The sequence below is a fragment of the Ruegeria halocynthiae genome (genome assembly GCF_900106805.1).
GTDB lineage: Bacteria > Pseudomonadota > Alphaproteobacteria > Rhodobacterales > Rhodobacteraceae > Ruegeria > Ruegeria halocynthiae.
The window spans coordinates 553,723-567,748 of sequence record NZ_FNNP01000001.1 but is presented as its reverse complement, the minus strand read 5'-3'; the positions used below and the strand labels follow the sequence as shown (position 1 = coordinate 567,748).

Annotated in this window: 15 protein-coding genes; 10 read left to right on the top strand and 5 right to left on the bottom strand. The window is 58.0% G+C overall.

Annotated features, from left to right (window positions below; all coding sequences use genetic code 11):
* Nucleotides 1–26 precede the first annotated feature (26 nt).
* Genes BLU89_RS02935 through dusB form a run of 3 tightly spaced genes read right to left on the bottom strand, consistent with a single transcriptional unit; the run spans nucleotide 27 to nucleotide 3,453 of the window.
* A complete protein-coding gene (locus BLU89_RS02935; protein WP_074734325.1) occupies nucleotides 27–1,394 on the bottom strand; it encodes a response regulator in 1,368 nt (455 codons plus the stop codon).
* The gene (locus BLU89_RS02930) at nucleotides 1,394–2,473 is read right to left on the bottom strand and encodes a two-component system sensor histidine kinase NtrB (protein ID WP_074734323.1); all 1,080 of its coding nucleotides are present in this window, start codon (nucleotides 2,471–2,473) and stop codon (nucleotides 1,394–1,396) included. Before BLU89_RS02930 ends, BLU89_RS02935 begins: the two co-directional genes overlap by 1 nt.
* Nucleotides 2,470–3,453 (bottom strand): tRNA dihydrouridine synthase DusB, encoded by a 984-nt coding sequence (gene dusB, locus BLU89_RS02925; protein ID WP_425441365.1) that lies wholly within the window; start codon nucleotides 3,451–3,453, stop codon nucleotides 2,470–2,472. Before dusB ends, BLU89_RS02930 begins: the two co-directional genes overlap by 4 nt.
* A 181-nt stretch (nucleotides 3,454–3,634) precedes the next feature.
* Between dusB and ispF the strand changes: the two genes are divergently transcribed.
* The 6 genes from ispF to BLU89_RS02895 all read left to right on the top strand — a co-directional run bounded on the left by ispF (nucleotide 3,635) and on the right by BLU89_RS02895 (nucleotide 9,622).
* Entirely contained in the window at nucleotides 3,635–4,765 is a 1,131-nt protein-coding gene (gene ispF, locus BLU89_RS02920) for a 2-C-methyl-D-erythritol 2,4-cyclodiphosphate synthase (protein ID WP_074734319.1), read from the top strand.
* On the top strand, nucleotides 4,762–5,259 hold the full coding sequence (locus BLU89_RS02915) for a phosphatidylglycerophosphatase A family protein (RefSeq protein ID WP_074734317.1): 498 nt from the start codon (nucleotides 4,762–4,764) through the stop codon (nucleotides 5,257–5,259). The genes ispF and BLU89_RS02915 overlap by 4 nt, the downstream gene beginning before the upstream one ends.
* Nucleotides 5,256–5,732, top strand: coding sequence for a CinA family protein (locus tag BLU89_RS02910; RefSeq protein WP_074734315.1), 477 nt, complete (start codon nucleotides 5,256–5,258; stop codon nucleotides 5,730–5,732). Before BLU89_RS02915 ends, BLU89_RS02910 begins: the two co-directional genes overlap by 4 nt.
* Before the next feature lie 196 nt (nucleotides 5,733–5,928).
* A complete protein-coding gene (locus tag BLU89_RS02905; RefSeq protein ID WP_074734313.1) occupies nucleotides 5,929–7,110 on the top strand; it encodes an ammonium transporter in 1,182 nt (393 codons plus the stop codon).
* Nucleotides 7,111–7,252: 142 nt separating this feature from the next.
* Nucleotides 7,253–7,930, top strand: coding sequence for an orotate phosphoribosyltransferase (locus BLU89_RS02900; RefSeq protein ID WP_074734311.1), 678 nt, complete (start codon nucleotides 7,253–7,255; stop codon nucleotides 7,928–7,930).
* Nucleotides 7,931–8,131: 201 nt separating this feature from the next.
* On the top strand, nucleotides 8,132–9,622 hold the full coding sequence (locus BLU89_RS02895; protein WP_074734309.1) for a replicative DNA helicase: 1,491 nt from the start codon (nucleotides 8,132–8,134) through the stop codon (nucleotides 9,620–9,622).
* A 3-nt stretch (nucleotides 9,623–9,625) separates the two neighbouring features.
* Here BLU89_RS02895 and BLU89_RS02890 read toward each other — a convergent pair whose 3' ends face one another.
* The gene (locus BLU89_RS02890) at nucleotides 9,626–10,165 is read right to left on the bottom strand and encodes a GNAT family N-acetyltransferase (protein ID WP_074736339.1); all 540 of its coding nucleotides are present in this window, start codon (nucleotides 10,163–10,165) and stop codon (nucleotides 9,626–9,628) included.
* Nucleotides 10,166–10,450: 285 nt separating this feature from the next.
* Here BLU89_RS02890 and alr point away from each other — a divergent pair, with 285 nt between their 5' ends.
* Genes alr through BLU89_RS02875 form a run of 3 tightly spaced genes read left to right on the top strand, consistent with a single transcriptional unit; the run spans nucleotide 10,451 to nucleotide 13,007 of the window.
* Entirely contained in the window at nucleotides 10,451–11,485 is a 1,035-nt protein-coding gene (alr, locus tag BLU89_RS02885; protein WP_074734307.1) for an alanine racemase, read from the top strand.
* Nucleotides 11,482–12,264 (top strand): MlaE family ABC transporter permease, encoded by a 783-nt coding sequence (locus tag BLU89_RS02880; protein ID WP_074734305.1) that lies wholly within the window; start codon nucleotides 11,482–11,484, stop codon nucleotides 12,262–12,264. Before alr ends, BLU89_RS02880 begins: the two co-directional genes overlap by 4 nt.
* Nucleotides 12,261–13,007, top strand: coding sequence for an ABC transporter ATP-binding protein (locus BLU89_RS02875; protein WP_074734303.1), 747 nt, complete (start codon nucleotides 12,261–12,263; stop codon nucleotides 13,005–13,007). The genes BLU89_RS02880 and BLU89_RS02875 overlap by 4 nt, the downstream gene beginning before the upstream one ends.
* 19 nt (nucleotides 13,008–13,026) lie before the next feature.
* On the opposite strand, the gene BLU89_RS02870 is transcribed toward BLU89_RS02875, so the two are convergent.
* Nucleotides 13,027–13,305, bottom strand: a complete 279-nt coding sequence (locus BLU89_RS02870) for a hypothetical protein (RefSeq protein ID WP_074734301.1) — start codon at nucleotides 13,303–13,305, stop codon at nucleotides 13,027–13,029.
* A gap of 188 nt (nucleotides 13,306–13,493) precedes the next feature.
* Here BLU89_RS02870 and BLU89_RS02865 point away from each other — a divergent pair, with 188 nt between their 5' ends.
* Nucleotides 13,494–13,946, top strand: coding sequence for a paraquat-inducible protein A (locus BLU89_RS02865; protein ID WP_074734299.1), 453 nt, complete (start codon nucleotides 13,494–13,496; stop codon nucleotides 13,944–13,946).
* Nucleotides 13,947–14,026: the final 80 nt, after the last annotated feature.

Here is a 14,026-nt window from a genome sequence, read left to right as displayed (position 1 = left end):
CGAATGCCACGGCTTGTGTGGCGATATTACATCAGTTTGCGGCGACGTGTCACCTGAATATCGAGGTCAGTGATCTTTTTCCGCAGCGTATTCCGGTTAATCCCCAGAAGATCAGCACATTTTGCCTGATTGCCCCCGGTCGCATCCAATGCGATTTCGATCAAAGGCGCCTCTACTTCGCGCAAAATACGTTGATAGAGGCCGGGTGGAGGTAGGATATTCCCGTGCAAATCAAAGTACCGTCGCAGATGGCGGCCCACCGAAGAAGACAGCTTCTCGCGCTCTCCATCGCCCAGAACCGGCTCAGCCTCGGGCTGGCTGCCCAGTACCATCTCAACTTCTGTGCGTGAGATTTCCTCGGCCCGACTGGTCAAGCTGAGACGGCGGATTGCGTTTTCCAGCTGACGCACATTGCCAGGCCAGGAATACCGGCGCACGAGTTCCACCGCTTCGGGGCTGAGGCTACGTTGAGTGCCGCTTTCCCGCTCCTCCCGCGTCAGAAAGTTCTCGGTCAACAGAGTGATATCATCAACACGCTCGCGCAGGGCCGGAACGTGTATCGTTGCGCCGCAGAGGCGATAATACAGGTCCTGCCGGACGCGGCCGCTCTCCATCGCATCGGTCATATCCGATTGGCTGGTGGCAATGAAACGCGGCACATGATCACCCGGTGTGTCCATCATTCGCACGATACGGGCCTGAATCTCATCATCAATATCCGCGATTTCGTCGATCAGCAGCGTCCCGCCCCGAACCCGAGCCATGACTCGCGCCGGACCTTCCAGATCGCGCAGATCAGCAGCCGTTGCAGTGACAAACGGCAACGTCCGACGGTCTGAAAAATCATGAATTGCGCGCGCGATCAGGGACTTACCCGTACCGCTTTCGCCCGAGATCATCACCGATAAATCTGTGTTCATCACCCGCGCCACAAGACGATACAACGCCTGCATCACCGGCGTACGCCCGACCAGCGGCAGCTCGTCGGGTCGTTCACTGATGGCTTCGGCAGGTTCGACCAAGGCACGCTGTTTCTGATCCAATGCGCGCGCAGTGCGTTTCATCAGATCGGGCAAATCGAAGGGCTTGGGCAGATAATCATACGCATCCGCCTCAGCCGCCTGAATCGCCGTCATGATGGTATTCTGGGCCGAGATCACAATGACCGGCAATCCGGGCCGGTCCTGTGCAATTTTTGGCAACATCTCAAGCCCGTTTCCATCCGGCATCACCACGTCCGAGATCACAACGTCGCCCTTCCCTTCGGCCACCCAGCGCATCAGAGTAGTCAGCGACGAGGTTGCATGTACCTTGCACCCCGCCCGCGTCAAAGCCTGCGTCAGAACCGTGCGGATCGTGCGGTCATCATCTGCAACCAGAACTGTGCCATCCATCAGATGCTCTCCTTTTCATATGCGTCCGGCGGCGCGCGCCGCAGGGACAGGCGGAAAACAGTGCGCCCTGGCACGGATTCCGCCGAAATCCAGCCGTCATGGTCGGAAACGATCTTGCTGACTAAAGCCAGTCCAAGCCCGGTACCGTTTTCCTTGCCCGAGACGAAGGGATCGAAAATGTCGCCCTGAATCTTCTCAGGCAGGCCCGGCCCATCATCTATGATCTCGATCTGCAGGGGCAGAGAATGGCCAGAGCCGTCGCTGCGCCGCAGCCGGAACGAGTGTTCGAAATAGGTGCGCAGTCGGATCGTGCCGCCGCCCTCTGCCGCCTCGGACGCGTTTCTGAGCAGATTCAGAACCACCTGCAAAAACTGATCCGGGTCACCATATGCCAGCGGTAGCGACGGGTCGTAATCCTCGATTATGGCCATATGCGCACCGAAGCCCAGCAGTGCCGACCGGCGCGCGCGGTCCAGAACGTCGTGGATATTGACCGGTTTGAAATCGGGTTGAGACAGGTTGCCGAACTGCTCCACCTGCTCCAAAAGCTTTACGATCCGGCGGCTTTCTTCGACGATAAGATCTGTCAACTCAAGATCTTGCGGCGTGATGTTCATGCTAAGCAACTGCGCCGCACCGGTGATCCCGGCCAGAGGGTTCTTGATCTCATGTGCCAGCATTTCTGCCATGCCGATGGCTGATTGCGCCGCCGATTTCACCGTATTGCCGCGGGTCATGCGCCCGGCTAGTTCGCGCGGTGAGATGATCATAATCATCGAACTGGGATGGCCCACCAAAGGTGCGATCTGCAACGCACATTGCAGCGGTGCACGATTACCCGACCCTACATCCACATCATTGACGAACAAGGGCGTCCCCTGTTGACGGGCGCGCAGGAACGCTTCTTCCAGCGGCGCATCCACCGCGATCTGATCCCAGACCGGATGCCCCAAGACCGCCTTTCGGGACACGTTCAGGAAACCCTCGCCCGAAGAGTTTACGTCCGTTATCCGATCCGCGGCATCAATGATGAAGGCCGGAACGGGCAGCGAGGTCCAGATGCTATGGTCCGAGGTCATGCCGCAACCTCAGCAGAGACGCTCAGAGCATCGCCAATCAGCCGCAGCACTTCCTGCGGATCGCGTGAGGTCAGGACGGCGCGACGCGTGGGCGAATGCGTTCCTGCCTCATCCATGTACCAGCCCAGATGCTTGCGCGCGACGCGCAGACCAAGATCAGTGCCATAGAATACGAGCATGGCCTGATAATGGCCGCGCACCATTTCAATCAGGTCGGGACCCGTCGGTTTTACCGGCGCCGCAGCACCAAACAGATCATGGCAGATTTGCGCCAAAAGCCATGGCTTACCTTGCGCGCCGCGGCCCACCATCACGCCGTCAGCGCCGGACTGATCCAGCGCGGTCCGTGCGGTATCGGAATTCACAATGTCACCGTTTGCGATGACAGGAATGGAAACTGCGTCCTTCACTGCCCGGATCGCCTGCCAATTGGCGTGACCCTTATAGAACTGACACCGCGTCCGGCCATGGATCGTGACCATCCGGATGCCTGCATCCTGCGCGCGCCGTGCCACATCCGGCGCGTTCAGCAAACTATCATCCCAACCCAAACGCGTTTTGAGTGTCACCGGCACATCCACCGCGCGCACCACAGCCTCAATCAAGGTCAAAGCGTGATCCGGCGTCTTCAAAAGCGCCGAGCCAGAATAGCCATTGGTCACTTTCTTGGCCGGGCATCCCATGTTGATGTCGATCACCCGCGCGCCCCGGTCAGCCACCTGACGGGCGGCCTCGGCCATCCAGTGCGCTTCGCGTCCGGCAAGCTGAACGGCAGTGTTTTCGACATCCGCCGAAAGTTCGGCCCGCTCACGCACGCCGGGCTTGGCCTGCACCATCTCCTGGCTGGCGACCATCTCGCTCACGACCATGCCCGCACCGAAGCGCATCACCAGATCGCGGAAAGGCCGGTCGGTGATTCCAGCCATGGGCGCCAGCAGCACCGGAGGCGCTAGGAGTTTGTCAGCAAGACGCAGGGTCAATTTGCCTAATCCTTGTGCATGTGCGGTTTTGATATCGAAACAGCAGCGTATGAACAACAAAACGAAGCCCTTCAAGCCCGCAAAATCATCATTTGCACAATTTTTAGGCATATTGACGTGGGTGATTGCCTCTGCATTCACCGCCCCCTAAACATTGCCCCATTCAGGAGGGCTTGCGCCTATGACCACAGCCGCCATCATCGTCGCCGCCGGACGCGGCCAACGCGCCGGAGGTGGCACGCCCAAACAATGGCGCACACTGGCCGGCCGCCGCGTGGCTGACTGGACGATTGACCAATTTCGGGGCCTCGTTGATCACATTGTCCTCGTGCTTTCACCACAGGACGCGCCCGCATGGGAAGAGTTCGGCGCTCTGGACATGATCCTCACCGCAGGCAGTACCGACCGCGCGGGATCGGTGCGCAGCGGACTCGATGCACTAGAAGCGTTTGGCATCGAGAAGGTGTTGATCCACGATATCGCGCGTCCCTGCGTTAGTACTCGGGTCATTACTGACACGCTCGGCGCGCTCGACACTCACGCCGCCGCCGCGCCGGGTCTGGCGGTGACGGATGCGCTTTGGACCGGTGACACAGATCTTGTGACCGGAACACAGGATCGCACCGGGCTTTATGCGGCACAGACACCTCAGGGGTTTCGATACGATGCCATTGCAGCAGCCCATGCCGCCCACCCGGGAGGATCGGCCGATGATGTCGAAGTTGCCCGCGCCGCAGGGATTGAGGTGGCGATTGTACCGGGTGATCCGGATAACATAAAAATCACCCGCCCCGAAGATTTTGATCGGGCGGAGCGCATAATGGGAATGAATATGGATGTAAGGCTGGGCAATGGCTATGACGTGCACCGCTTTGGTGACGGAGATCACGTAATCCTGTGCGGTGTGAAGGTCCCGCATAATCGCGGTCTGCAGGGGCATTCGGATGCGGACGTAGGGATGCACGCGGTGACGGACGCGATCTATGGCGCACTGGCGCAAGGCGATATAGGCCAGCACTTTCCCCCGACCGATCCCCAATGGAAGGGTGCAGCCAGCGAGATCTTCCTGCGCCACGCGGTCGAACTGGCCGGGCAACTGGGATATCGCATCTCGAACGTGGATTGTACTCTGGTCTGTGAGTTCCCCAAGATCGGGCCTCATGCCCATTCGATGCGCGACCAGATGGCCCTTATCATGGACCTACGAGCCGATCAGATCTCGGTCAAGGCGACAACCTCCGAGCGGCTGGGCTTTACGGGCCGTGGCGAGGGCATTGCATCCCTCGCGACTGCTTGTCTGGTGAAGTCATGAACGCCGCGCGCCTGATCGGAACCTTCGGCGGAGTGGGCTATATGCGCCCGGCACCGGGCACTTGGGGGTCTTTGGCAGCGCTGCCGGTTGCGTGGCTGCTGCATGTGATCGGAGGGTTCCCGCTGCTCCTTCTCACTACCGTCGTGGTCTTCGCCGCCGGGCTCTGGGCTACACGCGTCATGACGGCAGGACAGGATGACCATGACCCATCGGAAATCGTGATTGATGAGGTTGCAGGACAATTCATCGCCATTTGGGCGATCTCGTATCCGTCATGGTCGCACGGGATCGAGATTACAGCCCTTTGGCCTGGCTGGATCGCTGCATTTGTCCTGTTCCGCCTTTTCGATATTACCAAACCCGGCCCGATTGGTTGGGCGGACAGGCGAGGTGACCCAATGGGCGTGATGCTGGATGATGTGATTGCCGGTGTCTTTGCCGCGATCGGCGTGGTTGCTCTTGCGGGTCTGTCACATGGAGTGCTGGGACTATGAACGTAGCCGACCTGCTTGATCGGGCCAAAGCACGGGGGGTGAGGATTGCCACTGCAGAAAGCTGTACGGGCGGCATGGTCGCCGCCGCGCTGACCGATATTCCGGGCAGTTCCGCCGTGGTCGAGCGTGGTTTCATCACCTACACCAACACCTCCAAGCAAGAGATGCTGGGTGTGCGGGCTGAAACGCTCGACGCCGTGGGTGCTGTCTCAGAGCAGGTCGCACGCGAAATGGCCGAAGGGGCTCTGCGCCATTCACACGCACAGCTTGCGGTCTCGATCACTGGCATTGCCGGGCCGGGCGGGTCAGAATTCAAACCCGAAGGACGTGTCTGTTTCGGAGTGGCGGCCGAAGGTCATCAATCGACAACCGAAACCGTCGAATTCGGTGCCCTTGGTCGTAATACAGTGCGCCAACAAGCGCGCGATCGCGCGTTAGCTCTGCTGCTGCACGGTCTTTCAAACTTTGCCTAAAAATACGGCCATTCACGCAAATGGCGCACGTTTCTTTACCAACTGACAAATTGGCGCCGATTTAATCGCCCCTCGGCGCAATCGCTTCTTTTTTCCCCAACCTCTCTCCGTTTCAAGACGGCGCATACCACTCACGTGGCGTGCGGACAGCGAAAGTCTGGGAACCGGACGCCCCTTCAGGGAAAGGAGCACGTCCATGAACGGAGCCGATACAGCGTGGATCATTGTAGCGACAGCATTGGTCCTGTTCATGACATTGCCGGGGCTTGCCCTGTTCTATGGCGGCCTTGTGCGTGCCCGAAATGTACTCAGCGTGTTCATGCATTGCTTTTCTATTGCCTGTTTGATGAGCATCCTTTGGCTTGTTGCGGGATACTCAATCGCGTTCGGGCCCAGTGAAAGCAACCTCTGGGGTGGTCTGGACAAAGCGTTCTTGAACGGCGTGGATGCCGAAAGCCTTGCAGGTACCCTGCCCGAAGTTCTGTTCTTTGCCTTCCAGATGACCTTTGCCATCATCACCCCTGCGCTGATCGTCGGCGCCTATGTCGAACGCATCGGGTTCGGTTTCGTCATGACCTTCTCAGCGCTTTGGATGCTGCTGTGCTATGCGCCGGTGGCGCATTGGATCTGGGGCGGCGGCATTTTGTCTGACGGTGGCATTCTGGGCGAAGTCGGTGTGCGCGACTTTGCGGGCGGAATCGTAGTGCATGAAACGGCGGGTCTGGCCGCACTGATCATTGCCGTTATCCTTGGGCCGCGCCGCAACCGCACAACACCTCCGCACAGTCCCGGCTTTGTCATGATCGGCGCAGCCATGCTCTGGGTAGGTTGGTTTGGTTTCAACGGCGGCTCGCAACTGGCGGCCGACGGCGGTGCGGCAATGGCGATGACGGTGACGCACCTGTCCGCCGCCACAGCCTCGCTAACCTGGGCGCTGTGGGAGAAAATCCGTTTCGGCAAAGCGTCGATGGTGGGTCTGGTCACCGGCACAATCGCCGGTCTGGCATCGATCACCCCAGCCTCTGGCTTTGTAAGTCCGGTGCAGGCGCTGATCATCGGGGGCGTCGCAGGCATCCTGTGTCAGGAGGCCGTCTATGTCATCCGCAACGTGTTGAAAATCGACGATACGCTGGATGTGTTTGCAGTGCATGGCGTCGGCGGCATATTCGGGACCATCATGATTGCCTTGTTCGGCCTTGGCACATGGACCGCGCAACTGGGCGGTTTGGTCATCGTGGGTGTCTTTACGACAGTTGTCACGATTGTGCTGGTCAAGGTGGTTGCGCTGATCACACCGCTTCGCGTAGATGCTGAAACCGAAACAAACGGGCTCGATCTCTCGGTACACGGAGAGCGCGCCTATGATATCAGCAGCTGAGCCCACCTTGGCTGCTTGATCACCCGCAAGGGTAAAAGCGGACCTCTTTGGAGGTTCGCTTTTCTTTAAGCACTCCCTCTCGACTCTGGCCTTAAGGTCGGGCTATCAGCCCGCAACGTCATTTCAGCGCCGAGGTCCCGACATGATCCCCAGTTCCTATCCCGACAGCACCGAAATCGCCCGCCTGACCGCGCGGATGCTGCTGGAGATCAAGGCCGTCCACTTCAATTCGCGTGAGCCTTTCACGCTGGCCAGCGGTTTGCCCAGCCCCACATATATTGACTGTCGCAAGCTGATCTCTTACCCGCGCATCCGCTCGACGCTGATGGATTTTCTGACCGTTACGGTGATGCGCGATGCTGGCTTCGAGGCCTTCGACAATATCGCTGGTGGCGAGACAGCAGGCATTCCGTTCGCGGCCATGGTCGCCGAACGCATGGCACTGCCAATGACCTATGTGCGCAAAAAGCCCAAAGGATACGGCCGCAATGCCCGGATCGAAGGTGCGATGAGCGAGGGTGAGCGCGTGCTGCTGGTCGAGGACCTGACTACCGATGGCGGCTCGAAATTGTCTTTCGTGGATGCAATCCGCGAAACCGGCGCGACTTGCGGACATACGGCCGTGATTTTCTATTACGGCATCTTCCCCGAGACTGAAAAAACGCTGGGTGATCATGGCGTACAACTGCATCACCTGTGCACCTGGTGGGATGTTCTGGCCGAGGCCAAGGCGCAGAAAACCTTCGATCAAGAGACGCTGGATGGAGTCGAGGCATTCCTGAACGACCCACGCGGCTGGCAGGAAGCGCACAAAGGTTGACGTTGCGCAAACTGTTTCCAAGACGAAAACATTGACTCCCAAGTCAATAGTTTCATCCGCAATATGTTGACGTAGCCCTTACTAATCCTTCAATATGATGGGGCAAAGAGATATGCACAGCATATCCCCAGAAAACATACAATTTGCGCCGACTCACGGGGCCGCGTTATGGCATCTGCCCAGGGGACAAAGAGAACAGCAATGAACGAGATCAGCAGCATCGAGCAGGCCGCCGCACAGATTCAGAATCCGGAAACCATGCCGCACTCCATCGAGGCAGAGCAGCAGCTTCTGGGTGCGATTCTGACGAATAACGATCTGTATGACCGGGTGGCGTCAATCATCGGGTCCGAGCACTTTTATGACCCGGTTCATGCGCGCATCTACGAGGTCGCATCGACTCGTATTGCCAAGAATGCGCTCGCCTCACCAGTCACCATTAAATCCTTCATGGCCGAGGATGAAGGACTGAAGGAACTGGGCGGCCCGGCGTATCTGGTCAAACTTGCCGGGGCTTCGATCAGCGCCTTCGCGGTGCATGACTACGCTCAGATGATCTATGACCTCGCCATCCGGCGCGAATTGATCCGGCTGGGCCGCGATATTTCGGACAAGGCCGCACGGGTTGATGTCAGCAGCGAGCCAAAGGAACAGATCGTCGAGGCTGAGCAGCAGCTTTATCAGTTATCCGAGCAGGGTCAGACCGAACAGGGTTTCCAATCCTTCCTCAAGGCGGTCACAGAAGCCGTCAACGTCACCAACGAGGCCTACCAGCGCGGTGGTGGCATGGCGGGGATTTCCACCGGTCTGGCCGATCTCGACAAACAGCTAGGCGGATTGCACCCGTCCGACCTGATCATTCTGGCTGGCCGTCCGTCGATGGGAAAAACATCGCTGGCGACCAACGTGGCGTTCAACGTGGCCAAGGCCTACAAGCGCGGCGCCAAATCCGATGGCTCAGAGGGTGCGATTGACGGCGGCGTGGTCGGGTTCTTTTCACTGGAAATGAGCGCCGAACAACTTGCGGGCCGTGTTCTGGCCGAAGCTTCCGAGATTTCTTCACACAAGATTCGCCAAGGTGATATGACCGAGGCCGAGTTTCGCCGCTTCGTAGAGGCCGCAAAAGAACTGGAAGCCTGCCCTCTGTTTATCGATGACACGCCCGCCCTGCCGATTTCTCAGTTGGCCGCTCGTGCACGCCGATTGAAGCGGACACATGGCCTGGACCTGCTGGTCATCGACTACCTGCAGCTTTGCCGCGGGATGGCTGAAAACCGCGTCAACGAAATTGCCGAGATTTCGATGGGCATGAAAGCCATCGCCAAGGAACTGAATATCCCGGTCATCGCCCTGTCTCAGCTGTCCCGTCAGGTTGAAAACCGCGATGACAAACGCCCGCAACTGTCCGACCTGCGCGAATCGGGTTCGATCGAACAGGACGCCGACGTGGTGATGTTCGTTTTCCGCGAGGAATATTATAAAGAACGCGAAAAACCCGGCGATCATGAGCTGGAGAAGATGGAAGAGTGGAAACAGGCCATGGAACGCCTGCACGGCAAGGCCGAAGTTATCGTCGGCAAGCAGCGGCACGGTCCCATCGGCACGGTTGATCTTTCGTTCGAGGCCCAGTTCACCCGCTTTGGCAATCTGGTCAAACCCTGGCAGCAGGATGGCCAGATCGAAGGGTACTAACGTCTACCAAAGCTCGGGCTGGTTCAGCGCATCAACACAGCGAGACGCCCCTCGGTATGGCGCCGTCCCGCGTTCCGACAACGATTGGCCCAACCAGCCGTGCGGATGACTGAGGGGCAATGGTGCCCGCGCGAATGCCTCTGAGATCAGTTGGAACCCTGTTTTGCAGTAATACTCTGGATCTCCGTAAGTCAGCGCATAGTCAACACCGTCCTTGCGCAACCTCTGCAATCCGAACCGGATCAGCGTCTGCCCCACGCCCGTTCGCTGCCGATCCGTCCGAACGGCCACGGGTGACAGGATAAAAGCCCGCCTGTCATCTTCCGCAAAATCCACGCGGGAAAAGAAGATGCAGCCGGTCATAACGTCGCCGTCCCGCGCGGAAAACACATAAAGATCATTCTTCGGTGCCGTCGCCATCATGACTTGCGCCAGAGTACCGATCAAAGCCCCCTCTGCCGCCCCTTCCGATGCCGAGAAAACATCCCGAAACAGCTGTGGGATGTCAGCCTCGTGCTGCGTATACCCTGTGACAAACTCCATCTTCCCCTCCATCCAGCGCCTCAGCCAGCCCGGTCCGTGATATCACCAGCCGCAAACCTGAATTTTTCCTGAACCGCCGCAAACCCATGAACGATGGGTACGGAACGACCGGTTTAATACCCAAGTGAATACAATCGAAAAACAAAGGACGCATGGATGCAAGCCATCAGCACCCTTTGATTTTCAGCGTTACGAGCCAGATTTTGCCGACTGTCGCAATAAAACCAGAAATTATGAACGCATTCCCTCTTGACGTCGCAAAGAGCAGTGGCATGAACAGCACTTATGAGTACCGCACATCTGACCATTAATCTGCATTCCCTAACCCATAACTGGCGCGCGCTTGACGCGAAAACCGATGTCGAAACCGGCGCGGTGGTCAAGGCGGATGCCTATGGGCTTGGCGCGGAACCTGTTGCATGGGCTTTGGCCGAAGAAGGTGTGCGCAAATTCTTTGTCGCAGCCGCCGAAGAAGGCGCCATCGTACGTGAAGCCGTGGGGCCCGGGCCAATGGTCGCCATCTTCTCGGGCCACATGGAGGGTGACGCCGACCTTTTGCGCAAACATGATCTGACGCCGCTGATCAACTCACCCGAACAATTCAAACGTCATCGCGAGGCCCTGCCCGACCACCGCTTTGGTATCCAACTTGATAGCGGGATGAATCGTCTGGGCCTTGAACCTGCTGATTGGGCCGAACTTCGACACGACGCGCTTGCGCTGGACCCGCTGGTGGTGATGTCCCATTTGGCGTGCGGGGATGAAGCTGAACATCCAATGAACCAACAGCAACTGCAGACCTTCAAGCAAATGACAAATGGGGTTCTTGTGCCGCGCTCATTGGCGGCAACTGGTGGCACATTGCTTGGGCCCGAGTTTCACTTTGACTTCTGTCGTCCGGGAATAGGTCTGTATGGCGGAATGCCATTTGCCGGGGCCAAACCTGTTGTCACCGTCGATCTGCCCGTCATTCAGGTGCGCGATGTCGCCATGGGCGAGACAGTCGGCTATGGCAACAGCTGGACTGCACGGCGCCCGTCAAAAATCGCAACCGTAGCGGCGGGTTATGCCGATGGGCTGCATCGTGCCATCGGAGGCGGTATCGACACATTCGCTGGTGATCAGCCCTGCCCGGTGGTAGGACGTATCTCGATGGACCTGATCACCGTGGATGTTACCGACTTGCCGTACAAACCTGATCGCCTGCGTATCCTGAACGGGCACCAAACCGTTGATGATCTGGCCGAGGCCGCCGGCACCATCGGCTATGAGATTCTGACCTCGCTGGGCAGCCGCTATTCGCGGGGCTACGTGGAATGAACCCCATCTCATTGCTGGGTGAGCTGGGGCGTGCAATCCTTACGATGTTGGCAGCCTTTGGCCGCGTCGCGCTGTTCGCGCTCGACGCGGTTTCGCATATTTTTCGCCCTCCGTTCTATCCGCGCGAATTCGGTATTGCCCTGCTGAATATCGGCTGGCTGTCGCTGCCCGTAGTTGGACTGACCGCCATCTTCACCGGCGGCGCGCTGGCTCTGCAGATCTACGCAGGCGGCGCACGTTTCAATGCCGAGGCCGTGGTGCCCCAGATCGTCGCCATTGGCATGGTGCGCGAACTTGGCCCGGTGCTGGTCGGCCTGATGATCGCAGCCCGCGTGACTTCATCCATCGCCGCCGAGATCGCGACAATGAAAGTGACCGAGCAGATTGACGCTCTGGTCACGCTGTCCACGCACCCGATGAAATACCTGACCGCTCCGCGCGTACTGGCGGCGCTGCTCACTGTTCCGGTGCTTGTCGCGATTGGGGATATCATTGGGATTGCAGGCGGTTACACCGTCGCCACGCAAAATCTGGGTTTCAACCCGGCGGCCTATCTAAAAAACACCGTCAATTTCCTTGAACTACGCGATATCGTCTCTTCGCTGGTCAAAGGCGCTGCTTTCGGTGTGATCGCCGCCATCATGGGCTGCTATTACGGCATGTCCTCAGGCCGCGGAGCGCAAGGCGTGGGCCGCGCCACCAAAGGCTCAGTCGAGGCCGCCGCTGTGTTAATCCTCGCCGCCAATTTCGTACTCACAGGGGTGTTCTTCTCGCTATGATCCGGATGGAGAACGTAACAAAAGCCTTTGACGACAACCATGTCCTGCAAGGCATGAACCTTGAGATTCCCAAGGGCACCTCGATGGTCATAATCGGTGGCTCGGGCACCGGCAAATCCGTGGCGCTGAAATGTATCCTCGGGTTAATCAAGCCTGACAGCGGCATGATCTATGTCGACGGCAAGGACGCCCAGAAAGGCGACCGGGATGCGTTTCTGGCGCGCTTCGGGATGCTGTTTCAGGGGGCAGCGCTGTTTGATTCCCTGCCCGTCTGGCAAAACGTCGCCTTCCGACTGCTGCGCGGTTCGCTAAAACGCCAGGCGGACGAAGCGCGTGAAATCGCCATCGAAAAACTGCGCCGTGTTGGCCTGAAATCCAACGTCGCAGACCGGCTGCCTGCCGAACTGTCCGGTGGCATGCAAAAACGCGTCGGCCTCGCCCGCGCCATCGCCGCCGAGCCCGAGATCATCTTTTTCGATGAGCCCACCACCGGCCTCGACCCGATCATGTCCGGCGTCATCAACGACCTGATCCGAGAGATCGTGACCGAGATGGGCGCCACCGCGATGACCATCACCCACGACATGAGCTCGGTCCGCGCGATAGCCGACAACGTCGCCATGCTGCACGGAGGTGTGATCCAGTGGACCGGCCCGGTCGGTCAGATGGATGCCTCGGGAGATCCGTATGTGGAGCAGTTTATCAGTGGGAGTGCAGAGGGGCCGATTGAGGCGGTGCGGTGACAGGTTGTCGACTAAGCCGTTAGTCCCAAGTTCGGTCAGTGCTTTTCATCCATTTAGTGATCTTGTCAGAGAAGTTAGTTGCCCAATGTTCATGCAAACGGATCACCAACAACTGGTCGCCGCTATCTAGGACCTTTTTCAAATCATCTCGGACGTCCGCAGGATCGGAGCTCGTATCAATGAGCCACACCGATTCAAGCGCGTGTGCCCATGCACCATAAGATTTGATCTTTTCATACAACTGATCATAGTTTCGATTTGGTGCATCTAAATCATAGGAAACTAATAGTACCGACATGCAATGAAACCTCTACATGCTGTATGAATGTTCACGCAAACATAAGAATAACGAACTCACATTCAAGGATTATTATTTATCTAAATCAGATACATATTAAAGAAATATCCTATGAAGTCGCCGTAGGCAAAACAGAAACTAAGTCGCCATAGATACCAGATTTAGTTATCTTGAGTTAAGATTGAAAAATGACCCTCCGCCTCGCCACCCTCTCTCTCCTGATCCTCTACCCCATCGCGTGGTTCGCCCCGCTGATGCGCGCGGGCCTCCTGCCGATCTTCGGCCTCAGCGAAATCAGCGTCATCACCGGACTCCAATCCCTCTGGCGCACAGACATCTTCCTCGCGCTGATCGTCACCATCTTCGCCCTCTTCGCGCCCTACATCAAAACCATCGGCACCGCGCTGATCCAATGGAACCTGCTTGACCCCCGCGTTCAGCCAGCACTCAATATCCTCGGCAAGCTGGCGATGGCCGACATTTTCCTGATCGCGCTCTACATCACGCTGGCCAAGGGCATCTCTTACGCGACCATAGAAACGGCATGGGGCCTCTACCTGTTCACGGGGTGCATTCTGGCCTCCCTCGCCTTAGGCCATATTACAGAGATGACATTTGGATCACGAAAACCTCAGACCTAATTGATTGAAAACAGATTTCTGAGTATCATCTTAGTATTTCGAGCAGTTAGTTTTGTAGTTTGCGGGTCCGTAGCGGATCA